The 26,053-nt window shown below is 43.4% G+C and carries 20 protein-coding genes and 3 tRNA genes; 13 read left to right on the plus strand and 10 right to left on the minus strand.

Annotated elements, in window-relative coordinates; translation table 11 throughout:
* The first annotated feature begins 3 nt into the window (after positions 1 to 3).
* The 5 genes from tssI (at position 4) to R8N47_RS12705 (ending at position 7,542) form a co-directional block, all read left to right on the plus strand.
* Complete coding sequence (gene tssI, locus R8N47_RS12685; RefSeq protein ID WP_047101024.1) at positions 4 to 1,839, plus strand: type VI secretion system tip protein TssI/VgrG; 1,836 nt, start codon at positions 4 to 6, stop codon at positions 1,837 to 1,839.
* Between the two features lie 11 nt (positions 1,840 to 1,850).
* A complete protein-coding gene (locus tag R8N47_RS12690; protein WP_005375969.1) occupies positions 1,851 to 2,141 on the plus strand; it encodes a PAAR domain-containing protein in 291 nt (96 codons plus the stop codon).
* The gene (locus tag R8N47_RS12695) at positions 2,142 to 2,981 is read left to right on the plus strand and encodes a hypothetical protein (protein WP_064354823.1); all 840 of its coding nucleotides are present in this window, start codon (positions 2,142 to 2,144) and stop codon (positions 2,979 to 2,981) included.
* 361 nt (positions 2,982 to 3,342) lie between these two features.
* Positions 3,343 to 4,476 carry an exonuclease SbcCD subunit D gene (locus R8N47_RS12700; RefSeq protein ID WP_005375971.1) on the plus strand — a complete coding sequence of 378 codons (1,134 nt, stop codon included), beginning with the start codon at positions 3,343 to 3,345 and terminating at the stop codon, positions 4,474 to 4,476.
* A 9-nt stretch (positions 4,477 to 4,485) separates the two neighbouring features.
* Positions 4,486 to 7,542, plus strand: a complete 3,057-nt coding sequence (locus tag R8N47_RS12705; protein ID WP_047101029.1) for an AAA family ATPase — start codon at positions 4,486 to 4,488, stop codon at positions 7,540 to 7,542.
* 58 nt (positions 7,543 to 7,600) lie between these two features.
* On the opposite strand, the gene R8N47_RS12710 is transcribed toward R8N47_RS12705, so the two are convergent.
* Positions 7,601 to 7,981, minus strand: a complete 381-nt coding sequence (locus R8N47_RS12710) for a cystatin domain-containing protein (RefSeq protein WP_005387498.1) — start codon at positions 7,979 to 7,981, stop codon at positions 7,601 to 7,603.
* 307 nt (positions 7,982 to 8,288) lie between these two features.
* Between R8N47_RS12710 and R8N47_RS12715 the strand changes: the two genes are divergently transcribed.
* Positions 8,289 to 8,822 carry a lipocalin family protein gene (locus tag R8N47_RS12715; protein WP_017820207.1) on the plus strand — a complete coding sequence of 178 codons (534 nt, stop codon included), beginning with the start codon at positions 8,289 to 8,291 and terminating at the stop codon, positions 8,820 to 8,822.
* A gap of 207 nt (positions 8,823 to 9,029) precedes the next feature.
* Here the strand turns inward: R8N47_RS12715 and R8N47_RS12720 are convergent, their stop codons facing one another.
* From R8N47_RS12720 to R8N47_RS12740, 5 genes are all read right to left on the minus strand, one after another.
* Positions 9,030 to 10,025, minus strand: a complete 996-nt coding sequence (locus tag R8N47_RS12720) for a succinylglutamate desuccinylase/aspartoacylase family protein (RefSeq protein WP_033907020.1) — start codon at positions 10,023 to 10,025, stop codon at positions 9,030 to 9,032.
* Between the two features lie 110 nt (positions 10,026 to 10,135).
* On the minus strand, positions 10,136 to 11,668 hold the full coding sequence (gene yfcC, locus R8N47_RS12725; RefSeq protein ID WP_081107488.1) for a putative basic amino acid antiporter YfcC: 1,533 nt from the start codon (positions 11,666 to 11,668) through the stop codon (positions 10,136 to 10,138).
* Between the two features lie 212 nt (positions 11,669 to 11,880).
* Positions 11,881 to 12,201: a c-type cytochrome gene (locus R8N47_RS12730; RefSeq protein WP_033907021.1), complete on the minus strand. Its 321-nt coding sequence runs from the start codon at positions 12,199 to 12,201 to the stop codon at positions 11,881 to 11,883.
* 78 nt (positions 12,202 to 12,279) lie between these two features.
* Entirely contained in the window at positions 12,280 to 13,284 is a 1,005-nt protein-coding gene (gene ltaE, locus R8N47_RS12735; RefSeq protein ID WP_054578964.1) for a low-specificity L-threonine aldolase, read from the minus strand.
* Positions 13,285 to 13,306: 22 nt separating this feature from the next.
* Positions 13,307 to 13,822, minus strand: coding sequence for an NUDIX hydrolase (locus R8N47_RS12740; protein WP_017820203.1), 516 nt, complete (start codon positions 13,820 to 13,822; stop codon positions 13,307 to 13,309).
* A 269-nt stretch (positions 13,823 to 14,091) separates the two neighbouring features.
* Here R8N47_RS12740 and R8N47_RS12745 point away from each other — a divergent pair, with 269 nt between their 5' ends.
* The 6 genes from R8N47_RS12745 (at position 14,092) to dld (ending at position 20,838) form a co-directional block, all read left to right on the plus strand.
* Positions 14,092 to 15,753 (plus strand): ATPase RavA domain-containing protein, encoded by a 1,662-nt coding sequence (locus tag R8N47_RS12745; RefSeq protein WP_053349930.1) that lies wholly within the window; start codon positions 14,092 to 14,094, stop codon positions 15,751 to 15,753.
* Between the two features lie 9 nt (positions 15,754 to 15,762).
* A complete protein-coding gene (gene viaA / locus R8N47_RS12750; protein WP_064354821.1) occupies positions 15,763 to 17,217 on the plus strand; it encodes an ATPase RavA stimulator ViaA in 1,455 nt (484 codons plus the stop codon).
* Between the two features lie 203 nt (positions 17,218 to 17,420).
* Positions 17,421 to 17,494, plus strand: a tRNA-Cys gene (locus tag R8N47_RS12755).
* Positions 17,495 to 17,531: 37 nt separating this feature from the next.
* Positions 17,532 to 17,607: transfer RNA gene (locus R8N47_RS12760), tRNA-Gly, on the plus strand.
* A gap of 239 nt (positions 17,608 to 17,846) precedes the next feature.
* Positions 17,847 to 18,749: a LysR family transcriptional regulator gene (locus R8N47_RS12765; RefSeq protein ID WP_017633645.1), complete on the plus strand. Its 903-nt coding sequence runs from the start codon at positions 17,847 to 17,849 to the stop codon at positions 18,747 to 18,749.
* 382 nt (positions 18,750 to 19,131) lie between these two features.
* Complete coding sequence (gene dld, locus R8N47_RS12770) at positions 19,132 to 20,838, plus strand: D-lactate dehydrogenase (protein WP_064354820.1); 1,707 nt, start codon at positions 19,132 to 19,134, stop codon at positions 20,836 to 20,838.
* 140 nt (positions 20,839 to 20,978) lie between these two features.
* Here dld and R8N47_RS12775 read toward each other — a convergent pair whose 3' ends face one another.
* The 4 genes from R8N47_RS12775 to R8N47_RS12790 all read right to left on the minus strand — a co-directional run bounded on the left by R8N47_RS12775 (position 20,979) and on the right by R8N47_RS12790 (position 25,389).
* Complete coding sequence (locus R8N47_RS12775; protein WP_005375985.1) at positions 20,979 to 21,287, minus strand: AzlD family protein; 309 nt, start codon at positions 21,285 to 21,287, stop codon at positions 20,979 to 20,981.
* Positions 21,284 to 22,015: an AzlC family ABC transporter permease gene (locus R8N47_RS12780; protein WP_017820197.1), complete on the minus strand. Its 732-nt coding sequence runs from the start codon at positions 22,013 to 22,015 to the stop codon at positions 21,284 to 21,286. The genes R8N47_RS12775 and R8N47_RS12780 overlap by 4 nt, the downstream gene beginning before the upstream one ends.
* A 311-nt stretch (positions 22,016 to 22,326) precedes the next feature.
* Entirely contained in the window at positions 22,327 to 23,556 is a 1,230-nt protein-coding gene (gene alr, locus R8N47_RS12785) for an alanine racemase (RefSeq protein ID WP_064354819.1), read from the minus strand.
* Between the two features lie 201 nt (positions 23,557 to 23,757).
* The gene (locus R8N47_RS12790) at positions 23,758 to 25,389 is read right to left on the minus strand and encodes a methyl-accepting chemotaxis protein (protein ID WP_017820195.1); all 1,632 of its coding nucleotides are present in this window, start codon (positions 25,387 to 25,389) and stop codon (positions 23,758 to 23,760) included.
* 550 nt (positions 25,390 to 25,939) lie between these two features.
* Here R8N47_RS12790 and R8N47_RS12795 point away from each other — a divergent pair.
* Positions 25,940 to 26,026, plus strand: a tRNA-Leu gene (locus tag R8N47_RS12795).
* Positions 26,027 to 26,053 lie beyond the last annotated feature (27 nt).

The raw sequence follows: 26,053 nt of genomic DNA on the forward strand, positions 1-26,053 counted from the left end.
TTAATGAAAAGAGCAACTCAAGATAACAATTTCATCCGAATTTCTTCCCCATTCGGTAAAGATGCCATCATACTAAACTCGTTTGAGTATAGAGAAGAGATCTCAGAACTTTTTTCATTGCGTGCTAAAGCTTACTTTAATGATCAACGAAGTGAGTTAAACGAAATTATTGGTAAGGAAGTTACCATTACCCTTGAAAATAATGAGGATGTTTCTTCAAATCCTCGTTATATGCATGGTTATGTTTCTGCTGCAAGATTAGAAGGGAAAAGGGTTTCTAATACACATAAAGGCGAAAATTATAAAAACATAGAATTATTAATAGAGCCTAAATTACGTTTCGCTGAATATCGAAAAAATTGCAGAATATTTCAGCATAAAGATATAAAGGAAATTATCTCTGAAGTACTATCGGAGCATAGTGTTGCCTTTAGTTTTGAGTTAACCAAGTCCTATCCTAAATACACATACAAAGTACAATATGAGGAATCAGATCTTGAATTTGTTCGACGTCTGTTATCGGAGGAGGGGCTATCATTTTGTTTTACACATACTAAGTCTGCCCATACGCTCAATATTTTTGATGACATCAGTTTTTATAAGCCGGGTACTGAGTTTTTAGTCGATTTTGATACAGGTACGGCGAAATCTAGCCACATTTCTTCTTGGCATGAAACGCAAATTCTGACTACTAAAGCGAGTCAAAAGTCAGGCTATAACATGCTCAAGCCTTCTTCGAATCCTAAAAATACTGCAAAGGGTGAAAGTGATTTTTTTACAGTACCTGGAAGCGAGTATTTTGAATACATGGGTGAAATGGAGAGCAATGATCAATACGCACTGAGAAACACGCATGCAATAGAAGCACTACAGCAAAATGCATATTTGTGTCGTGGCGAGGCTACGTGCAGAACATTCAGTGTGGGCAAGTGCTTCAAGTTTAAAAAGCATGAAGATAAATCTCGAGTCGGCAAAGAATATGTACTGTCTTCTGTTTTTTTGTCTGCTGCTGTTTATAACCAGACTGGTCAAGGTGGGACCGGTGCGCAAGGTGTCAAAGTCTCGTTTAGTTGTGTTGACTCAAAGACAATCCTGCGTCCTTCAGTTAACTACCCGAAACCTCAGATGAAAGGTTTGCAAACCGCAGTAGTTACGGGGAACAAAGATGGTGAAATTTACATAGACAAACATGGCCGTATCAAAGTTCAGTTTCACTGGGACCGTGTTGGTAAATACGATGTAAATAGTTCATGTTGGATTCGTGTTGCGCAAAATATTGCAGGTAACGGATGGGGGTCGGTGTTTCACCCTAGAGTCGGACAAGAGGTCATCGTCGAGTTTGTTAACGGAGACCCTGATCAACCAATCGTTACGGGGTCACTATATAACGGTAGTCAACTCCTTCCTTACGCTTTACCAGAGCAAAGTTCTCAGAGTGGTTATAAATCACGCTCTGTACAAAAAGGTACATCCAATTTTAATGAGTTGCGCTTCGATGATAAGCCTGGTGAAGAGCACATTTATCTTCATGCTGAAAAACTGTTCCAAATGCTAGTTGAAGACTGTGTTGATATCGCCGTTGAAAACAGTAAAACCGAAAAAGTGACCAATGATGTTAATCAAGAGGTTGGTCAGAACGCGAGCTTGAAAGTAGGTAAAAACTTTTCGAATGAAACGGGTGAAGTACTGTCTTTTAATGCAGGAAAGAGCGTCGAGATCAAAGTAGGTGGTGCTTCTATTCAGATGTCTAGCTCTGGAGAAATCAATATCAAAGGTAATAAAATATCCATCAACGGCTCAGCTATTGCTCTTAAAGCTGGGCAAATTTCATTGAACTAAGGTGATTTAAAGTGGGTAAACCAGCCGCAATTTTGGGCAGCTTTCATCTTTGCCCTAAAAAAACAGGAAAGATACCGCATGTCGGTGGTCCCGTCGTTGTTGGTTCACCAAACGTAACGATTGGCGGGATACCTGCGGCAAGACAAGGCGACAAGCTTATTTGTATCGGTCCTCCGGATAGTATCTCAGCAGGTTCTTCTAGCGTAACAATCAACGGTAAACCAGCCGCGAGAGTCGGCGATTCAACGTCTCATGGTGGCAAAATTCTATCTGGTATGCCTACGGTTTTAATCGGAGGCTAGATGCCACTCGCATTTCAAACGCATCTTCTATCCTTTAATGGCCGTTCACACACCGTTCGCGAGATAGCTGATGATTCTTTTAGATTGTCCGAGGAAATCCGACCCCCTGACTTTGCTCAATCAATAGATGAGCATATATTAAGCCTCGTGCGCTCTGAGCGCGAGAGTCTTGAGCAAGCTGATATCAAGGGGAATCTCTGTGTTCTTTTACCATCTTCGGTGGACAAAAGTTTGCTTAAAGCATTGATAAGCGAGCTTTCTATTTTCGTTGGCCAAACTGTCAATACTGAAATTTACTTTTATCCTTATGGCCAAGCTGCATTTTTGATGGCACTAAATCGGATAAATCGTGAAGTTAATGAAACGCAAGCGACTTGGATACTGGCTATAGAGGTTACGAGTGATGTAGAAGGGCATGTCAAACCTCAAAGCTCTATCATTTTAACCAAGTGTTTTTTTCGACATTCAGGTCTTGTGCCTGATGTTGTTCGAATTGATTTAGATGCCAAACAACAACGCATCGCCGTGGACAAGGTGTTTAAGCAATTAGGAGTAAGTTGTGAACATCCACTCAGTCAATTGTATTTATCCGTTAGTAAGGAAGAACCGCAATGGTTAAACTCAATGCAATTCTTGTCTCCGTGGGTGACCGATCAAACTCAGTATCAATTTGTTGATATCAAACTTGGCGGATTGGGTGCATGTGGCGGCGTTTTAAAAGCGTTAGTGATTGATGAGCTTCAAAGAAGCAGCCCCTGCCCAGACTTTCACGTGTTGCAAGCGGACATCGAGTCAGATGGCTATGCGGTAGGAGTAATATACAATTGGCGTAGTGAATAGGTCTGGCTATTGCTTTTCCTTCTAGTAGTAGCTGAGGTTTTAGTGATGCAAATGTTATGGGGGATTGACTCGAAACTGGCCCTTTAATGATGTTTGGACAATGACTAGGCGCAGCTTGCTTTTCAAAATAGCTTTGCTCACCGCGTTTTTACAGTGTTCTTCTCGCTTTCTGATTAAATAGCCAGCCATAGAACACAAACCACATGAAAAGCTGTTCGACTCAAGATATCCTTACCGAAATAAAATAACTTGAGTTTTGGCTTGTTCGAGATCCCACCCGTGACGCATTCCTTTTTATAAACGGTACATGGACTCTGACAGAAGCAAGCCTACTCATAGAATTGGCGGAAAGTGAATTCGAATGAAGTTTATCCACACCTCAGATTGGCATCTTGGTCGACAATTCCACAACGTATCACTACTCGAAGATCAACAAGCAGTACTCGAACAACTGATTAACTATATTGAACGCAACCCCGTCGATGCAGTTGTAGTGGCGGGAGATATCTATGACCGTTCGGTGCCACCAACGGTTGCAATAGAACTGTTAAATCGAGTCGTGAAACGCATTTGTACCGAGTTAGAAACACCAATGATATTGATATCTGGCAACCATGATGGTGCAGAAAGGTTAGGTTTCGGCTCAGAGCAAATGAAAAATGCAGGTCTCCATATTGTTAGCAACTTTGAAGAGATGCTCACTCCCATCATCATAAAAACGGACTCTGCGGACGAGGTCGCGTTTTATGGTATGCCTTATAACGACCCTGAACAGGTCAGGTTTGCCTACAAAGCCTCGGTATCCACTCATGATGAGGCTCATCAATTGCTTGTTGAGCAAATTAAAGAGCGCTTTATCTCTAAGCAAAAGCGCGTGCTCGTGAGTCACTGTTTTGTTGATGGGGCTATCGAGTCAGACTCTGAACGACCATTATCTATTGGTGGTTCTGATCGCGTGAGTCATGAACACTTCTTAGATTTTGACTACGTCGCACTTGGTCATTTGCATCAGCCTCAAAAGAAAGGCGCAGAGCATATCCGTTACTCTGGCTCTCTCATGAAGTATAGCTTTGGTGAACAGAACCAGAGAAAAGGTTTCACGTTAGTTGAACTGGACAAGAAAGGATTCGTTTCTGCAAAGCATATTGATCTTACGGCTCCTCATGAAATGCGTATTGTAGAGGGCGAGCTGGATAAAGTTATTGAGCAAGGGAAAACAGACCCCAAGAATGAAGATTATTTGTTAGTTCGTTTGATGGATAAACATGCGATTTTAAACCCAATGGAAAAACTTCGTTCAGTGTATCCAAACGTTTTACACCTTGAGAAACCTGGCATGTTAATTGGGGTAGAGCAGGAAATGGCGCAAGCAAAGTTGGCGCGAAGCGAAATTGATATGTTCCGAGATTTTTTTATTGAGGCGCAAGATAGCCAGTTGTCTAAAGAGCAAGAGCAAGCTGTTACTGACATTATTAAGCAATTATCACAGCAATAGGGACCAAAGATGAAACCAATTAAACTAACCATGCAAGCCTTTGGTCCGTTTGCAAAAACTGAAATCATTCATTTTGAGAAGCTTGGCAGTAACCCTCTATTTTTGATTAATGGTCCTACAGGTTCCGGTAAAACGTCGATCTTAGATGCCATTTGCTTCGCCCTTTATGGTGAAACCACAGGTAATGAGCGACAAGGTATTCAGATGCGGTGTGACTTATCCGCGCAAGACTTACCAACCGAAGTAGTTCTCGAATTTTCGTTACACGGCAAACAATACCGAGTTGTTCGATCCCCTGAGCAGGAAGCGCCCAAGGCCCGTGGTGAAGGGATGACGATTAAAAAGCACACTGCGGCTCTTTATGAACTCGGTGAGACTGAAACGCTTATCACCAGCAAGACGACTCAGGTTAAAACTGAAGTTAGCAATATTATTGGCTTGAATGAAACTCAATTTCGTCAAGTTATGGTGTTGCCTCAAGGAAAATTCCGAGAACTGTTGCTTGCTAGCTCTAAAGAGCGTGAAGAAATTTTTGGCCAGCTCTTTCAAACTGACATATATAAAAAAATTGAGTACGCGCTCAAAGATAAAGCGAGTGCAATTAGTAAAGCGAAAGGCGAATTTGATAATCAAATTCGAGGTGCTTTACAAGTTGCAGAAGCGAGTTCTGAACAAGAACTATTACAACAACTGGAACAAGTAACTAAGCAATTAGAGTCTGATAAAAAGAATGAGCAAGCAGCGTTAGATAAGCTCAATACTGCTAAATCTGAATTGCAAAAAGCGGAAACCTTGAATGGAGAGTTTTCGAAACGAGAGCAAGCAGAAAGCGCACTCAAGCTGCATCTAGAACACGCAGATTCGATAAAAGCTCGTCAACAGCAATTAGAAAACGCTAAAAATGCCAATAAGATAGAGTTGCCCTACATCTCATTACAAAATGCAAAAGCTCAAACGCAAGAGCTTAGGCAAAAAATCGTAGCTTTGGAAGAGAGTCTCGAAAAAGCTAATGTCGTTGCGAGAGAACAAGAAAACTTGCAGCAAAGTGCAAAAGAGGCAGCGGCAAAGGTCCCGCAGTTAACGCAACTGCAGTATCAGCTTGAAAGTATGAAAAACAAGTTGGTCGAGAAAGACAATTTGGAAAGTAAAATAACGGCGGGTTATCAACAAAAACAACAATTTGAAGCAACGTTAAAACAGTACATAGAACTAAAAGATAAGTTAACGTTACAGGCCCAGCAGGGACAGAAGGAGCTAGAGAAAGCACGAGTTGATGTTGCGCTTATTGGCAGCATCGATGCGGAAATAAAACAAAAACAACGGCTGTTACAGGATCTACAAAAGCTGCATGATCTTACTTTAGAGCTCTCTAAACTCAATGCGCTAACTGTAGGCAAGCAGCAGTCACTACACGAAGCCAGTCAGCGCTATATGCAGTGTCAACAAGACGCTGATACGATAGAGCTTAAGTGGCACAACGCTCAAGCGGCAGTATTAGCGCAGCGACTAAAAGCAGGTGAAGCATGCCCGGTGTGTGGTAGCGAAACGCATCCTAACCCCGCAACGTTTGTTGAAGAAGCCGTTACAAAAGAGCAAGTTCAGGCGGCTAGAGCTAAAGAGCGAGAAGCTCAAACCTTGTTGAACCAACTAAGCAATCAGCTAGAACAACATAACGTTGTCATTAGTCAGTATCAGAATCAGTGTAACCAGTTGAAAGAGGAGTTGGGTGAGTATGCTACATCTGAGATCTCGACGGTTCAAAATGATTTGCAAGCGCTTAATGCTCAACTCCTACGTCTACAAGCTATTGATATTGAAAAGCTAGAAAAGAACGTTGAACAGCTTAATCAACGCTGCGTCGTGGGTGAAAATAAAATTCATGAGCTGCAGAATAAAATGGCGGCAAATGAATCAACCGTTAAAGCGAACCAAGAACAATTGGCTCAATTACAAGCTTCTATTGACCCAAAATACAGTTCCGCTGACTTGCTTGAACGTGAAATTTTGCTGACAAAAGAGCAAATTCTGAGTTTGAACACAGGCTTAGAAAAGGCGCAAACCGCTTTGCAGCAAGCGATATTGGAGAAATCAAATGCGGAAAGTCACTTAGCGACGAACAAGCAGTGGTTATCTGAGTCAGAGCAAAAACTTAGCCAAGCAGAATTAGCGTGGAATGAGGCACTACAGGCGAGTAAATTTGAGGATGAAAGCCATTATCTAAGTAGTCGAGTGGGAGATGATGAACTTCAAGCCTGGCAGCAAGAAATAGACAGCTTCAAACAGGCACAAACCAAGCTTGAGCAAACACTACATGATTTAAATCATGCATTGAAAGATCTTGAAAGGCCTAATTTAGAGTCGTTTAACGACAGGTTAACCACTCTGCAGGCGCAATATATTGAAGTAAGGAATCAACTTGATACCACACGCTCAATATTTGAACGTCTTGAAAAGGTTCGTAAAGATATTGCCGTGTTGCATGAGAAAAATAGTAAGTTAGAAGAAGAATACAAAGTCTTTGGTACGTTGTACGACGTTGCTAGTGGTAAAACAGGCAGCAGGGTTAGCCTACATCGCTTTGTTCTTGGTGTACTGTTGGATGATGTGCTGATTCAGGCCTCTCAACGTTTAAGCCTTATGAGTAAAGGGCGCTATATTCTTGCTCGAAAAACAGAGGGCTTCAAAGGTGCTGCGGGTCGCGGCTTAGATTTAATGGTTGAAGATGGCTACACAGGAAAAACGCGTGATGTTGCGACACTTTCCGGCGGTGAATCATTTATGGCAGCGCTTGCTCTGGCACTTGGTTTGTCGGATGTTGTGCAATCCTATAGTGGCGGTATTCGTTTAGACACTTTATTTATCGATGAGGGCTTCGGTAGTTTAGACCCAGAGTCTTTAGATCTTGCTATTCAAACGCTAGTGGACCTGCAACAGACTGGGCGCATGATCGGTGTTATTTCTCACGTTTCTGAGTTGAAAGAACAAATGGCGCAGAGGATTGATGTAGAACCATCAAGACTTGGTTCAACGGTGTCGATTAAATCTCAATGTCGCTTCGCTGTCTAATTCAGTGACTACTGTTAGATCAAAAAGCCCCTAATGTTGGGGCTTTCTGACTAAGTCGCTACTGTTCGCAAAAGTGGCCTTCTTTTGGCGATTGGGTAATCGCATATTCGCCATCGAGGTTGCGATAAACAATCGTGTTCCAAACAGAGCCATCATCCAATTCAAACTCAATAGCATAGTTGACGCCACTAACGATTTGCGCGTGAACATTCAGTATTTGTTTAAACGACGCTATTGTGTCCATTTTCTTTAAAACAAAGGCCATTGCCTTTTGTGCATCAGGGGTCGCGTTAAACTCATTCCACCCACCTGGCATGTTTCCTTGTGCATTACATACATCTGCCGAGGTCGTTAATTGTGTCGTTTCGCTCGGCTTTTCCTGCTGACAACCTGCAAGTAACACCAAAAGTGCACAAACTGACACTGTTTTTAATTTCATAACAATAACCTCTGTCTATAACGCAACGTATTATAGGAGGGTGATATGCCTACGAATGTCTATGTTGTGCAAAGTTTCTATATGCATAGGGTTAAATGCTGACAAAATATACAAGCATGGTCAGCTTGTAAGTCAAAAATAGAGCAATCTTGTTAACGATTTGCTGAGATGACGAGGTTTCGGTGTTCAGCGCGCTATTGATGATGAAGAATTGTGATGTGTCCCTATTAGGGCTATGGTGCGGCTTAGTGATCGATTTGTTATCTTCTAGAGTAAAATCAATCACTAATTAAAATTTAGGTGTTGTATGAAATCGATAAAAATATTTTTACTTTTGTCACTTGCAACTTTATTTGGTTGTACCTCGAAGCCGGATGGGGTGGAACCCGTGAATAATTTCGATTTAGAGCCATATCTAGGTAAGTGGTACGAAATTGCACGCCTAGACCATTCATTTGAGCGAGGCTTATCCAACGTTACCGCTGAGTATCAGGTTCGCGAGGATGGTGGGGTTAAGGTGATAAACCGTGGATATTCCGAAGAAGAGCGACAGTGGTCAGAAGCTGAAGGCAAAGCTTATTTTGTTGAAGATAAAACGGTTGGACACTTAAAGGTTTCCTTTTTTGGGCCAATATACTCTTCTTACATTGTTTTTGAGCTAGGTGAAAACTATGACTATGCGTTTGTTTCCGGTTACAACCACGACTATTTGTGGCTACTGTCTAGAACGCCTAACGTTGATGAGAAAGTAGTGGAGCGCTTTAAGTACGTAGCTAAAGAGAAAGGTTTCGCTATAGACGAGCTCATTTTTGTTGAACAAGAGAAACAAAGACAGCTTTAAGTTCATCAGCGTGGCTGAAAAAGCGGACAGAGGGGAAGCTTCCTAATTAAGAGCTCAGTTTGTCATTTCGCTTAACAGTAATTTGTTACCGCGTAACTTAATGTGGTCAAAATGGATATAGCCCCATCATTTGTGATTACTCGTGATGGGGCTTATATAAATTTGAGTGAGCGTCGAAAGGTTGATCTATCAACAAACGGTTATGGTTTACTTAATCAAACGAACGATCAGGGAACCTGGTGCTCGAATAGATTCAACATTGTGGCTCAGTACTGTGCCGCTTGTTGGGGCGGTGTAGCGTTTAATCTCAGCGCCAAAGCTGTCGTATTGAATCGCAAGAAGTTGACCTTGCTCGACAAAATCCATCAAACTAACATGAGGCAGTACAAAGCCGCCGTGTGTCGCTTTCACACTGATGATTTCGTTTCCTTCCAAGCATGACGTAATAGTGTCCACATCACCTTCAACAATGTTATGCTCTTTCAGCACATTAAAAATGCCTGTTACAGTTCGACTGATAAGTTCTTGCTCGGTATATCGCCCCATACCTACTTCAACAGTAATACTTGGGACACCATGGTTATTCCAGACCGTTTCAAGGACGCCAGCATCTCCAGGATCATTTAAAATCGCATCAGGATTAATGAGGCGAGCCATTTCTAATGATTGCTCGATTCGGAAATCTGCAAACACGTAAAGTGGATAGGCCGCACCACTGGTTTGAGTGTGAAGGTCAATGGCTAAATCAGCATTTGGCTTGAGCAAATCATTCCACAATGCATATAAGTAACGTTGGGCCTCATTGCCGTTTTGGTCACCAGGAAAAAAGCGGTTTAAGTTTGCAGGAGACGCATCAGGGTCTGCGGAATAGAAATCGCGGCTGTGGTTTAGCATACCTGGCATGTTAATGGTTGGAACAATAGTGACAGTACCAGCGACTTCAGTGCCGATGAGCTCTCGAGCAGTTTTCTGCGCTGCTAACACACCATTGTACTCATCACCATGAACCCCTGCGGTAATCATGATCTTCTTGCCAGGTTTTTCACCTTTGAACACTAGCACAGGTAGGTGTTGCCACTGAGAGAGAGCATTCGTTGCGATGCGAAACCAAAACTTATGCTCGCCCGAATTTAGGTCTGCTACATTGAGAGATTGAATCACTTGATGACCCTGAATCACGTCATCGAGAAATTGTGTTGCCATTAAAGTTACCACTCCAAAACCATAAGCTAATCTAAAACCTTAGCGTCGTCATACCATGAATGTTAATAAGGCGAGAACATGTCTCGCCTTAATTACCAATTGGTTTCGTTTTACGCAAAACCCATAATATGAGCTGCGATAACGACGATACTTGATAGGGTAAAGAGTAATAGAATAAATCGCCAGCAGAATTTTGCCCAGTCACCCCAGTCGATACGGCAGACACCAAGCGTTGCCATGAGAGATGCCGAAGTAGGGACGATAACGTTAGTAAAGCCATCGCCAAGTTGGAATGATAAAACTGCCACTTGGCGTGTAACGCCTGCAATGTCTGCCAGAGGGGCCAGTAGAGGCATCGTTAGTGCCGCTTGTCCAGAGCCCGAAGTGACGAAGAAGTTGAAGATAGATTGGAATACATACATTAACCATGCCGCAGCCACGTCAGGAAGCCCGCTAATCACGCCGCCAGCACTGTTTAGAATTGAGTTCAGTACACTCGCTTCATCAGTTGTACCACCACCAAGGATCAACAATACACCTTTTGCACAACCCACTAATAGGGCAGGTGCAAGCATAATAGCTGCACCTTCTTTAAATGCATCAGCTGCGCAGTTCAGCGTCATACCGTTCAGGCGGAAAATCGTACCGATGATCGCGACAACAAAGCCCATAGTGAAAAATTGAGAAGCGATTTCTGGGATGTACCATGCGTTAGCGACCACGCCCCAAACGACCCACACCGTGGTCGCAATAACCGTAAGGATAACGAGTGTGTCACCTAGGTTCCAACGAGAATCTTGATTGCCAAGCTCTTGCTGACGGAAATACTGGTCTGTGCGATGGCTGTAAGAAAGTGTAGGATTTGACTTCACACGAGCGGCGTAGATCATTGTGAAAGCGATACCGATTAACGTAAAGCCAGCCCATAACCCCATGCGCGCTGTCATGCCGGATAAAACAGGTACACCCGCAATGCCTTGCGCAATAGCGACGGAAAAAGGGTTCATCCAAGAAGTAGCGAAGCCAATTTGAGTCGCAACATAGGTAACCATCACCGTAGTGATACCATCATAACCAAGGCGAACCATAAGCGGCGCGATAATAATCGCAAATGCTACGGCTTCTTCACCCATACCAAATACCGCACCGCCTAGCGAGAACAGCAAAAATAGCACTGGAATGAATAGTGCTTCGTTACCTTTGGTCTTATCGATAAGGCGCAGGATACCGTTATCGATTGTGCCTGTGCGCATTACAACGCCGAAAGCACCGCCTATAACCAACATGAACATAATCACGCCGATTGCGCTGCCCCATTTAGAGCCAGAAACTAGCCCTTCGAAAGGGAAGTTCATCAAACCAATGCCACCACCAGAAGCAAACAGGCCAACCTTGTTGTAAACCAATTCACCGTTTTCGTCGGTTGCATAAGAGAAAGAAGAAGGATCGATAACTGTGCGAGTTTTTTCTGCACCGTCGACCATGTAGGTCACCTGTTGGCTATCAAAATGACCAGCAGGAATTAAGTAGGTAAGAATCGCAGCAAGAATACCAACAATGAAGATCAAAATGAGGGTATCTGGCATCTGCCACGACTTAGGGGTAGCAACCGAGTCTGCTGGTTGCGCATGTGTGTGAGACATAACTTACTTCACGTCAAATTCAATAAAGCATGAAATATCGATAAAATAGAATAAAAAGTCAATATTAATGCTTATGTTGAACTATAAATTCATCAAATATTTGAAGTGAAGTTAATTTGATTGTTTTGTGGCCAAATGTTGGGTTAATGTTTCAATATGCGTTGAGTTTGGATGATTCACGAGCTTTCATAGTGCATCTACAAGTGATCTAATCACTTGATTTCCTTCTGTTCTGCATAAAAAGCAGCGACATCACGAAGGTCTTCATCATTTAACATTTTTAACTGTGCTGCCATCATTTCTGCAAGTGGCCCTTTACGCTCACCGGCTTGGTAAGATTTCATGGCATTGTAAAGGTACTGAGTATTTTGACCAGCAAGGCTTGGATAGGTGTTGTTCGTTGCGATGCCTGTAACACCGTGACAATAGACACAGCTAGGTGATTTGATTTTACCTTTATCAGCATCACCAAACGGCTCGGCATGGATAGCGGAAGAGAAAATAAAAGAGATTAGAAGTACAAATCTGAGCATGGAGGTTATCTATTCGCTAAAAATCATGCCGATACAATAAAGCTTCCCCTTAGGGGAAGCTCAATGATCAAAATCAAATTAAAGTAGAGATTTTATACTTGATAAGAAAGTGTCGATGTCTTTCGCTGAAATATCTTTATGAGTTACAAAACGAATTGGATTTCCAGGGGTTATCGTGATGTTTTGTTCCTTTAGTTTCGCTGCGATACTTACTATGTCCACTTGAGGATCAAGCTTCGCGAACACGATGTTCGTTTGAACAAATTCAGGGTTGACTGAAAAACCAGGCAGTTCTGCTAAACCTTCCGCTAAGGTTTTTGCGTTGATGTGATCTTGTTTTAGCTGTTCCACTTGTTCGGTAAGGGCAAGTTTGCCTGCTGCGGCAAGAATACCCGATTGACGCATACCACCGCCGACCATCTTTCTTAAGCGACGTGCTTTTGCGATGTAGTCTTTGCTACCAAGCAGTAGCGAGCCAACAGGGGCAGCCAGACCTTTCGACAGACAGATCGTCATTGAATCAAAGTACTGACCGATCTCTTTTACCGGAACATCAAGTGCAACGGCTGCGTTAAAAACGCGAGCGCCATCTAGATGCATCTGCAAGTTATGTTTATTCACGAAGTCACGTGCTTCTGCTAAGTAAGACAGAGGTAGTACTTTACCATTAATTGTGTTTTCTAAGCTGAGAAGCTTAGTGCGAGCAAAGTGACAATCATCTGGTTTAATCGCAGCAGCCAGTTTATCAAATGGTAGCGTGCCATCTGGGTTATTTTCGACTGGTTGAGGTTGAATTGATCCCAAAACCGCCGCGCCACCAGCTTCGTATTTGTAGTTATGTGCTTGTTGCCCACATAGATATTCATCTCCCCGCTCGCAATGCGCCATTAAACCGAGCAGATTGGCTTGAGTGCCTGAAGTGGTAAACAAAGCTGCTTCGAAACCAGCAAGCTGCGCAGCAAATTTTTCAAGCTCATTGACCGTAGGGTCATCACCATAAACATCATCCCCAACGGGGGCCTTAAACATGGCTTCTCGCATGGCTTGGGTGGGCTGTGTAACGGTATCTGATCGAAAATCCATGAATGTCTCCTTGGTCAAAGTCCTAAATATATCCGCAAAGGCGCGCTTTGCTTAAGCAAGCGATCGTTTTGGCATCGGTGATCGTGCCATCGACAATCTTTTCTTCGAGTTGCTTGATTGACAAGGTGACGACCTCAATCACTTCGTCTTCATCGCACTCGTAACGGTTTGTTTTGTTGAGCTTTTCGGCAACAAATAGATACTGTATCTCATCACAAAATCCGGCAAGAGGGGTGACTTGGCCGAGAGACGTGAATTTCTCTGCACTAAACCCAGTTTCTTCCTCTAACTCTCTTTTGGCGCAGCAGAGTGGCTCTTCGTTGCCTTCCCTGGTACCAGCAGGAAGTTCCAATAGCCATTTATTAAGTGAAGGCCGAAATTGGTGGACAAGGACAATCTCACCCTCCGCTGTAATAGGGAGAATCACTGCAGCGCCCGGATGATGGATTGTGGTGTGCGTAATTGCCTGTCCTGTAGGAAGCATAACGTCTTCTTCAATCAGAGAAATTTGCTTCCATTTATGAATTATCTTGCTCATGCAGTTATGAACCCTAGCTGTTACCGCATTTTTGACGTTTTTCGACATTAACCACAAATGGTGGGAAACAAAAGCAAAAGATACTGCAACACGACGAAAGCGTTTGCACTTTAAGTGAGCAATGTCTCATAAATGGAAACTTTGATTGCTTCGTCAAGAAGGGGGAAAGCATCTGCTATAAGGGGAATTCGACAAAATACATTTGTAACAAAGTTATAACAAGTGTATAAAAATGTTAACGCAATACCACTTCAGCAGCCGGAGAACGTATGACACAAACCTTATTTACCTCAAATGCCGAAAAAGCGCTTCTCTCAGAACGCATCAATAAATTGGCGAAAGCGTTAACGGATGGCGTTTATGAGCGTGAACATACGATCAAGCTCTGCCTTCTTGCTGCACTTGCTGGTGAAAGTGTTTTTCTTTTAGGTCCCCCTGGTATTGCAAAAAGCTTAATTGCCAAACGACTCATCCAAGCGTTCGATAACAGCAGTTACTTCGAATACCTGATGACGCGCTTCTCAACCCCTGAAGAGGTGTTTGGGCCACTGAGTATCCAAGAGCTAAAAGACAACGGCCGTTATGTTCGCTTAACTAAAGGGTATTTGCCAACTGCACAAGTCGTATTTTTGGATGAAATCTGGAAGGCGGGCCCTGCAATTCTTAATACATTGCTGACAGTGGTTAATGAGAAAACATTCAAAAATGGCAGCGATATCGAGCGTGTGCCAATGCGCTTGTTGGTATCGGCTTCCAATGAATTACCCGATGAAGATAGTGGATTGGATGCGCTCTACGACCGCATGTTGGTGCGTGTGTTTGTGAATCGAATTCAGAATAAACAAAACTTTAAGTCGATGTTGACTGTGGGCACATCGCAAGAGGCACAAGTACCAGAAGGCCTAGCGATAACTGATGAAGAATATCATCAATGGCAACAACAGCTCGACAAATTGACGTTAACCGACAATGCATTCGAAAAGCTTTTCCAGCTTAAAACGATGTTAGAAAGCAAAGTTGAAGCTCAGTTTGGTGATGTGGCCAATACCGATATGTATGTCTCTGACCGCCGCTGGAAGAAAGCCGTGAAGTTGTTAAAAGCGAGCGCGTTTTTTAATGGTCGCGATGAAATCAATCCTCTTGACCTTCTACTGTTGCAAGATTGTTTATGGAACAGTCCTGAATCGCGAGATGTGGTACGTGAAGTGGTTCAAGAGTTCGCCTTAAAACATGCATTTGATCAACAAGACGCGGAGCAGGAAATTGAGTACTGCCGTGAGTCTTTGGTTGATGTTCAACATGAACTAGAAGATGCCTACCGCATGACGTTAACGTCTGAAGCGGCAACGGGTATTTTGCGTAAAGAAACCATGCGCTTTGATACCTCTAAAGCCAAGATGTACAAAGTTGGCGCAGCCGTTAACTTAGTTAAATTGGTTGTCTTGCAAAGTAACATGTCGGTTTCAGAATCAGAAAAAGGTGATAGCCGCTGGGTTTATGTACCCAAAGATGAGTTAGATCGAGTCATTAAAGAGGGAAGCGGTGATGTGTATGGTTACGTCAATCAAAACACCAACATGTGCCGTTTACGATTTGACGTTGACGCGGCGAATAACCTAGCTATCCGTGATATCGCGAATCGAGGCATTTTGGTTAGCCTAGTGACTCAAGAGGGCTTGGATGTAGAGCTCTACCAAAAGTGGTTAACGCAGAGCGAAAAAGCCGTAAATCAGCTTAGTGAGGCAGAACACCATATGCGCAAGGTGAAAGCGAACTTTCATGATGCGCTTCCGCATAGCTTTGTTGATCCTGAATTACCCCGCCTAATGGAGTCGAGTCTGCAACAGGTTAGTCAGAGACTTGAATCAATCCAAGCAGAAAGTGAAAAAGTTATCCAACGCTTTAAAAACTTAAATCAGTTTTTCTCATAAGGAGACGACATGCTAGGTGCAGACGGACTTAACCTCGCGCTGATGGTGGCCGACTCTGGCATCATCGATAGCGCAGTTAATGATTTGATGGCGCGTTCACAAGTCATGATGATGGCAGAAAACCGAGGTGTTAAATCTTCGGTCAAAGGTCACTTGTTAAAGTGGCGAGGCAGCGTCAAAAAACGGATCACCAAGGTATGTGAGACAGAGCGTTTCCAACAAGAGCTGTCTTTATATCAAGAGGTCATTCACTGGGATGAGGAGGCGTTTTTTGAAAACATCGAAGATGTGATTAAAAAGCTGGAATGGCACTCTGCGTTTTACATGCAAGCTCGCCGAATGATGGAAAAGAACAAAGGGATGAATAACCCTATGTTCCCTCATTACTTTTGTGATCAATGGTACCAAAGCCTCACCGATGCAATAAAACAAGCGCAAGTAAGCGAGCTTGAAGCCAATAAAGAAAAGGTGCTGAATGACCTGTATCAACGTATGGAAACCATGCGTAATATGGATAAAGTCACGGAGTCGGGTGACGCTGAAAGTGTAGGGCGCCTGTGGGATATGGCATCTGCCAAGTTGAGTAAAACAGACTTAACGGTGATGAAACGCCATGCTGAGTTTCTGGAGAAGCACCAAGGCTTGCAAGAAATTGCGGAGCAACTCGGTCGTATGGCGGGGCAAGTAAATGATCCTGAACTAAATCGTGCGCCCACTGAAGAACTTCAATTGGTCGAAGAGAAAAGTGATGAGGCGACGGATGATATTGTCGGTATTCACGAAAGCGATGATCTAAATAAGCTACTTCCCAACGAAACGATGTTTTTGGCGTATCCTGAACTTGAAGTTGTGTTCTATAAACACTTAGTTGATAAACGGCTCATGAACTATCGTACACAAGGCAAATCGCGCACGTTGCGTAAAGTTAAAGCTCACCGACCTGACCATAAAGCGGTAGATATCGAAAAAGGCCCCTTCATTGTTTGTGTGGACGCGTCCGGTTCCATGAGTGGCTTTCCTGAGCAATGCGCCAAAGCCATGGCTTATGCTCTGATGCAAATCGCACTAGCGGAGCAACGTGATTGCTATGTCATTATTTTTTCTACGGAACACATTACCTACGAACTAACCAAACAAGATGGTCTGCGCGAGGCGGCGGACTTTCTAACTTATAGCTTCCATGGTGGTACAGACTTAGAGCCAACTTTGATTAAATCTATCGACTTGATGAGCGGTGATAAATATAAAAACGCAGACATGGTAGTCATTTCCGACTTTATCGCGCCAAAACAACAAGACGAGTTACTGGCCAAAGTGGATGCGCTCAAAGCGAAGAAAAACCGTTTTCACGCGATTAGCTTATCGAAATACGGAAATCCTGCATTAATGTCGATGTTTGATCACACTTGGTCTTATCACCCTAATGTTGTGGGAAGATTGCTAAAAAGGGTCAGCAACTATTAAACGCCTTAATGTTTCATGGGACAAAACGAACTGAAAGCTAGATTTATATTGCTTCGTTTTAAGCCAATAAGATCGAACTTTGGTCGAATTGACTTAAAAGAAATCAAACGAACAGAAAATGAAATATTTTTGTTTGACTATCTTCTCTCAATCCGTAAAGTAGCCACCAACGCAACGGGGTAGAGCCCTGAAGCGTAATAAAAGGCGCCTTGGCAGAGTGGCTATGCAGCGGATTGCAAATCCGTGGACCTCGGTTCGACTCCGGGAGGCGCCTCCATTATTCTTTTGAGAGCGAATGGCTTTCGAGAATAAATGCGACACTAGCTCAGTTGGTAGAGCGCAACCTTGCCAAGGTTGAGGTCACGAGTTCGAACCTCGTGTGTCGCTCCAAATTATTCAGATATGGCCATGGCGGTATCTCGATGCCAAGTGCATCAACTTAAAACCAGCGACAGCTGGTTTTTTTGTATCTGAAGACTGATAAATTCACACCATCTCTTTTTCATTACCTGTGAGCTTAGCAACCCCACCTCTGTCACGAGTTTCTGATATTAAGTGTGACCCGATGTTTCACACCTCAGCCAATTTCAGTTTACAATACGGGCTTCCAAAGGATTTGACGAAGACGCATGAGAAATACCGACGATTACATCATTTTTTATCACTTGATCGAGCAAGGTTCATTCAGTGCTGCCGCGAGACATATGTCACTGACTAAATCGGTCGTCAGTAAACGCATTGCCAAGCTTGAACAAGAGCTTGGTGTACAGCTTCTCTACCGAACAACGCGAACGCTAACGTTGACTGAAGCAGGACGAGCGTTTTTTACTCATGCAAAAGCGGTTTATCAAGCGGTGGCAACGGCGGAAGAATCCATTGTGGGTTTAGGTAAAAACTTATCTGGAAACATTAAAATTTCGGTGCCTACTATCTCTGGTGAATTAATTCTTCCTCAAGTGATTAATGAATTTAATCAGAAATACCCAGACATCAATATCGATATGGATCTAGATAATCGTTTCGTCGATATCGTGAATGAACGTTTTGATTTGGCAATTAGAACGGGTGTGTTGCCAGATTCTAGTCTGATTGCAAGAAAGCTGGTGGATGCGAATTGGATCATTTGCGCGTCACCCCAATACCTAGCTAAACATGGCATACCTAAACAACCTCAAGCCTTGGCTAAACACAATTGTTTAGTCTATTCCTACCAAGAAACCGGAGCGCATGAGTGGGCGTTTAAAGATGGAGACGAAGTATATCAAATCACCGTCGACGGTAACCTCTGTACCAACAATTCTTCTGTATTGAGAAATGTGGCGCTGTTAGGGCAGGGAATCATCTATGTACCGCGTGTATTGGTTTATGAAGACTTAAAGCAAGGCAGTCTGATTCAGTTATTTAAAGACGAAACCGCCAAATGTTTGGGTATTTATGCGGTGTATCCCTACACTCGTCAGCAACCAGAAAAAATTAAGATCTTTATCGATCATTTATACACAAGCTTTCAAAGTCAAAACCATCGATTTTAAGCCAATAACTCAACACCGATCGTTATATTGGTGTTGAGCTTATGTTTCCATCTTCATTTCTAAGAATCCTCTTAAATTTAGGGGCTTACGCTTCTCCTCGTTTTCTTCACTAATATTGATAACAAGATACCTCGCACAACTGTTAACAAATGGTTTTGCTATTGTTTCTTTTAAGAAACGGTCTGTTTCTTACGTTAAATTTCTCAAATGTGAAAGATAAGTAACAGAAAAATAAAGAATTATTTTGTTTGTTGTTTATTGATTACGTATTGTTCGTCCGCCTGACATAGACGCAGAGAAATGGACTGCTTATAGTGGCTCAAACGCCATGCCTGCCGCTAAGCGGTGTTGTGAGCGAAGTACAATAACTAGAGATACGGATATGAAACAAAAGCAGCTGATTGAAGAATTTAAAACCATCGTGAGGGAAGAAAATGTTCTAACCGACGAGGTTAAAACGAAATATTACCGCTCGGGGTTTCGTTCGGGTAGTGGTAATGCGCTTGCTATCGTGTTTCCTAACACTCTTCTAGAACAATGGAAGATTATTAAACAGTGTGTTGAAGCAAACTGCATCATTATCATGCAGGCGGCTAAAACAGGTTTAACAGAGGGCTCAGCTCCGAGTGGTAATGATTATGATCGCGATGTGGTTGTGATCAATATTACCAAAATCAAGAAGATTCACTTATTAGATGGTGGTAAGCAGGCGGTTTGCTTGCCTGGTGCGAGCTTACACTCTTTGGAGAAAGAGTTGAAGGCAGTGAACCGAGCACCGCATTCTATCATCGGCTCTTCATCGCTAGGTGCCACTGTGGTCGGTGGTATCGCCAATAACTCAGGCGGTGCGCTAGTTAAGCGTGGTCCTGCTTATACGGAACTGGCGCTCTACGCGCAGGTCGATAAGCAAGGCCAGTTACATTTGGTGAACCACCTTGGTATTGAAGGGTTAGGTGAAACGCCAGAAGAAATTCTAACAAACTTGCAAGAAGGGAACTTTGACCCAGCGAAGATCATTCATGATGAGCGAATGGCATCAGACAAAGAATACGATGAACGTGTTCGAGACGTGACTTCTGACATTCCTTCTCGCTTTAATGCCGATGAACGCCGATTATTTGAAGCCAGTGGCTGCGCTGGTAAGTTGGGGGTTTTTGCCGTTCGGGTTGACAGCTACCCAGTACCCGAAAAAGAGCAGGTTTTTTACCTTGGCACCAATGACCCTGCGAAACTAACGAAGTTGCGAAAAGACTTCTTATCTACGTTTGATAACTTGCCTGAGATGGGAGAATACTTGCATCGAGATATCTTCAACATGGCAGAGAAGTACGGCAAGGATGTGTTCTTATCCATCGACTTGTTAGGCACAGATAAGCTGCCAAAAATGTTCGCACTTAAAGCTAAGGTAGAAAACTTCTTAGAGCGCATCCCGTTTGTCAGTAAATATCTGCCAGACACCATTTTGTACTACGCGAGCAAGTTGTTCCCACAACATTTACCAGAGCGAATGCTGGATTTCCGTGACAAGTATGAGCATCACCTGGTATTGAAAATGAGTGATGGTGGTATTGCTGAAGCACAAAAATACCTCAAAGAAGTTTGGGCTGTTGAAGACGACTGTGATTTCTTCGAGTGTACGCCGGAAGAAGGTAAAAAAGCTTATTTACATCGCTTTGCAGCCGCTGGTGCAGCAATTCGGTACGAGACGATTCATCGAAAAGACGTAGAAGACATCGTTGCACTTGATATCGCATTGCGACGCAATGATGAAGAGTGGCTAGAAACTTTGCCTGAAGAGGTGAGTAAGAACCTTGTTCAAGCGCTCTATTATGGTCACTTTATGTGTTACGTCTTCCATCAAGATTACATTTTCAAAAAAGGGACTGACACGAAGTTGATGAAAAAGCTGATGCTAGAGCACCTCAATAGCCGTGGTGCCAAATACCCAGCAGAACATAATGTGGGTCACTTGTATGAAGCCGAAAACTCGTTGCAGAAGTTTTACCACGAATTAGACCCAACCAATACCTTTAACCCTGGTATTGGTAAAATGGACAAATATAAGCGCAATTGTAACTGCTGTGCGTAATGTGCTGTCTCACTATGATTAATAATCGTTGTTCATCGTTCAAATGATGAGCATAAGATAAGCCCTGATGACACTTGTGACATCAGGGCTTTGTGTTTTGGGTCTTTTATTGATGACTGGTATCGGCGTTGAAACAGCGACTAAAGAGCACGTACCGCGGCGGCGGCGATGATGCCTGCTGCAATTGCTGGTAGAGGCTTTTTCACGATGAACATGACAACAGCAGTAGAAAACAGTGCTGCTCTAGCACCATTATCACCCTCTACTGCTAGCGGAGCTAAAAGGGCAACCAGTACGGAGCCTGACATCGCAGTAATGAAACGTTGAACCCGTTCGCTAATTGGAATGAATGACATAACATACACTCCGCCCCAGCGGGTTATGAGCGTGACTAACGCCATAGCGATGATGATAAGCAGTGTGCCACCTATGGTTGTTTCGATGTTCATGCTTTCTTCTCCTTCCAACAAGCACCCAATACTCCGCCAGTAATGGCGCCAACCACTACGTGGCTATTCTCTGGCAAATACCAATACGCCAACATAGAAGAGGCTGCTGCTATGGCCCAAATCGCAAAGATTCTTAAGTCTTTCGGCCCGGCCACCACCATAGACAGCAGGAAGCATCCCATAACCATATCGAGCCCGAGGCCCACCGGATCTTTGATTGCGCTACCAAAATAAATGCCGATCCAGGTGCCCACAATCCAAAAAGACCACATCGCTAAGCCGCCACCAACAAGCAAGCCAAAGCCTGGTTCTTTTCTACCAAATGCATTGAGTGCCATTGCCCAGTTGGCGTCTGATGCAACCAGCATTACACCGTAACGTTTTGTTGGTGGGAGTTGTCGTAACCATGGATAAAGTGTGGCTCCCATCAAGAGGTGACGAGCATTAATAGCAAATACAGTAATAAGAACTGGAATGAGAGGAACTTCTGCTCCCCACATTTCTAACGTGGCAAATTGTGAAGCACCGGCGAAGACCAGTGTGCTCATCAACATAGTGGGAAATACATCTAGTCCAGTCTGTACGGCAGCAACACCGAAAGCGAGGCCAAATATGACCACGAACATAGAGAGAGGTAAAAGTTGGGTGAAGCCGTTCCAGACGTCAAGCCGATTAAATTCGTGCAACTCAGTGGAGGAGCGTTGAAGATGTTGAGTATTTTCTGTCATAGAGATACCTAGCTAGCAGGCAAAGGGGCAGTGCCATACGAGTGTGTTTGTTATTCTTTTGTAAACTTCATGTTTAACATCAATTAGAGGGGCTTTCAAACACTAAGTGCTATATAAAAATGAGCCATCCAAGCGGCTTTAAGAAACAGAGTGTAGAGAGTCGCACTTGGTAGTGCTAAAGAAGAGTAAAACAACAGAAATAGTAAGCTCTGTTTAATTGATAGAATCACGAGCTAGTACAAATTAGTAGATAAGAAAGAAAGCGAGCACCAGGCTCGCTTTTTCGCTCTGTTACGAATAACTTAGTAGGTTTATTTTACGTAGACACGAGGGTTCGCGCTTCCCCAAACCGTATATAGTTCAGGGAAGATGACTTCTGCGTGTTTTTCCATCTCAGCAGCTGAAATCGTTTTGCCTTGTTGGGAGCCAAACAAAACAACTTCAGAACCAGGCTCAACATCTTTGATACCTGTAACATCTACCATTGTGGTGTTCATTGAAGCAACGCCCGCAACTTTTGCACGTTGGCCATTGATCAGAACTTCTGCTGTATTCCCCATTTTTCGTGGATAGCCATCAGAGTAACCAACAGGAATGTTCGCCATTAAGCTTTCTTTGCTTGTTGTGTAGCTGCTGTCGTAACCGACTGTGCTATTTTTTGGCAGGTGGTGAACGGATGCCACGCGTGTTTTGAAAGACACGATAGAAGGGTACTCAGGGTTAGTTGGTAAGTCTCCGTATAAAACGCCACCAGGACGAACCATATCAAGCTGGGCCTCAGGAACATTAAGCGCGGTGTAAGAGTTTGCTACGTGCAGTAAAATGTTGTCGCGTTTTAGATTCGCTTCTTTAATCAGCCATGCAGAACTGTCTTTGAATGAAGCTAACTTTTGGCGCACGTCGTCTGCATTGTAGTTAGGGAAATGAGTCATGATACCAACAATATTAACGCCAGCTTGTTGAGCGATTTCTAGCGCTTCTTTCTTGCCCGCTTCTGTCGTCATATCAACACCATTACGTCCCATACCACCGTCGTTCAGAGCAAGGTGAGCTTTGATTTCTTTACCAGCTTTCTCGGCTAGTTTAGACAGTGCTTTAGCTTGCTCTGCTGTGCCTATCAACTCTTCGACATTTAGGTCGATTGCGGCTTCAATCTCGCCAATATCCGCTGAGCGTACACGCATAAGTTGGCCTTTAAAGCCACTGTCGCGAACAGTTTGTGCTTCGGCGTTACTTGCAACGGCAACGCAAGGAATTTGTTGTTCGATAATAGTCGGCATCAGGCCTGCGATACCATTGCCGTATGCGTCGGCTTTCATCACGGCGCAGATTTTCGTTTTGCCATCCATGTGCGATTTAAACTGCTCAATATTATCGCGGAACTGACCTAAGTTTATTTCTAGCCAAGCGTTAGCACCTTGAACTTGCTCTGCTTTTGCTGCTGTATTGCTAATTTGAAGAGGAGCAGCAGTAGCTTGCATTACAGGAGCCGCGATTGCAGCAGCGATAGTCAGTGATAGTAAGGTTTTATTTAAGCGCATAAAGTCTCCGTACGCGTTTTTTGTATTGGTTATGTTATTGAGTACTTGGGGAAAGTACCTGACGAAGTAAAACGCTCCAAGTGGTGCTTTGGAGCGTTTATGAAGATAGTGATTTAATATATACCTAAATATACCTCAGTGATGACATTCAATTTAAGCAAATCGGGATTGATTTGATATCTACTAAGGTACCCACTGAGTTTAACTCAGTTTAAAGCGGCTCATTACATCTTTAAGAGAAATGGATAGCTGGCTTAGTTCGCGGCACGCCTGTGCGGTTTGCTCCGAGCCTTGCGAGACCTCTTGAGATGCCAAATGTATGTTTTCAATGCTGCGGTTAAGCTCTTCCGCAACAGAGTCTTGCTGGTTACAAGCCGTGGCGATTTGGGCACCCATGTCTGAGATGTCCGAAATCGAATGCTCAATGTCGCTCATCAGCTGTTTTGATTGAATGCCTTGTTCTGCACATTCTGAGATGCTGGTTCTAGAAAGTTCAGTAGCTGATTTTGCGTCTTTTGCAAGTGATTGTAGCTGCTCAATGATCGAAGTGATTTCACTCGTTGAATCTTGCGTACGGCCGGCAAGAGTTCGAACTTCGTCTGCAACGACGGCAAAGCCACGACCAGACTCACCAGCACGCGCCGCTTCAATGGCTGCATTAAGTGCAAGTAGGTTGGTTTGATCGGCGATGTCGCGGATAACATCCACGATCACGTTAATTTTATTCGATTGCTGTTCAAGCTCTGCTACGGTATCGCCTGCAGCGCCAATTACGTTTGAAACTTCTTGAATCGCGTCAACCATACCTTGGGTTTCACGAACACCGTGTTGTGTGCGGCGGTTTGCTTCGTTAGCTTGGTTCGCTGAGTCTTCAGTGTTACGAGCAACATCGGCTACGGCCGCTTTCATTTCTGTCATTGCTGTTGCGATGTGCGTAATTTGCAGCTGTTGATCTTTCATACCAGACGCAGAAATATCGGAGATTTGGTTCATCTCTTCGACAGCGCTGCTTAACTGAGTAACTGCAGCAATCACATTATCGATAACTTGGCGTAAGTCGTCTTGCATCTTAGTGGTCGCGTCTGCCAGTTCACCAAGCTCGTCATTGCCGATTGCTTTACGGTCAATGTCACTTGATAGATCACCTGTCGCGATGGCATTTGCTTGCTCAACAACAAGTTTAAGTGGGCCACAAATTAGGCGAGTCAGCACGTATGTCATGCCTACCATGATCAGTAGAATAATCACGTTACTTGCAATTGAAGAATTACTCAATCCATTTACAGAGGACAGGATATGAGTTTTGTTGCTATCCATAGCTTCTTTAAGGAGACGGATTAGTTCGCCTAACTCTGAGTCAACCGCTTCGAAAGCAGACAAAGAGTTCGCCAAAATAGGGTGGGCCTTGCTTTTGTCGTTAGCTAGCATCGCTTCATTGTACTGGTCCATAGTAACCAAGTACTTTTTCCACTGACGCATAAGACGCTGGTAAGTTTGCTGCTCTTCGCCAGGCCAGATAGTTTCACCGTAAGCGTTGAGCTCTCTAGTGATCTTTTCGCGTTCTCTAATATTGTTAGAAATTTTAGTTTTGACTTGGTCTGCGTCTTCATAAGTGTACGCAGCAAATTGAGCTCGGCGCCAGCGAGACAAATGATCTCGAATCGAATCGACCCTTTCCATTGCAGGAAGCGTATCGTCGGTATAGTTTAAAAGCTCAGATTTGATGCTTTTGAGCTCTGTAGATAAAAATACGCCAAATGCAATGTTGACGATGGCAATGAGTAAAAACGATAGCGATATCTTTTTCGCTATAGAAAGATTCTTGATAGACATTAGTGATATACCTTGTTTTTCTTATGTTGTGTCGCCAAAGTAAACCACATCCTTATATGTGATATATGTCCATTAAATTACTGCAACTCGTGTAACGTACCATTATTTATTGATATTTTCGATAATGAATTGAGCTTTGTTTGAAAATAAAAAAAGTCAATGATTTTATAAAGGTACGACCACATTCGATATAAAGTTATCGGTAACAAAATATGATGTTCTGTACGCAGTCGTGCCAAGAGTAGGGAATCAAATTGTTACAGATGTTACAACGATGAAAAGATCAGCGTTCATAACGTGATAGTCGCGTGTTTACCTCGAAGCAGTTACGGACACTAGTATGCGTATGACTTCATAGCTAATGAAAGGGAACGGGTGCTTATTGGTCTAATTGAATGCCAAATATACTAGACAGATCGCTTTTTAAGCACTTAAATCAAAAAGATAAAATTTATTGTTGACCAGATAAATTAATCCGTTAAAGTACGGCTCGTTCTCACGGCAAAGGCCGCTGAGACAGATGGTGTCTAACCCATCGCATGATTGCGTTGCCCTGGTGGTGGAATTGGTAGACACAAGGGATTTAAAATCCCTCGGCGTTCGCGCTGTGCCGGTTCAAGTCCGGCCCGGGGCACCATCAAAATCTTTGGTGACAGAGATACAA

The sequence above is a fragment of the Vibrio sp. 2132-1 genome (genome assembly GCF_033344315.1).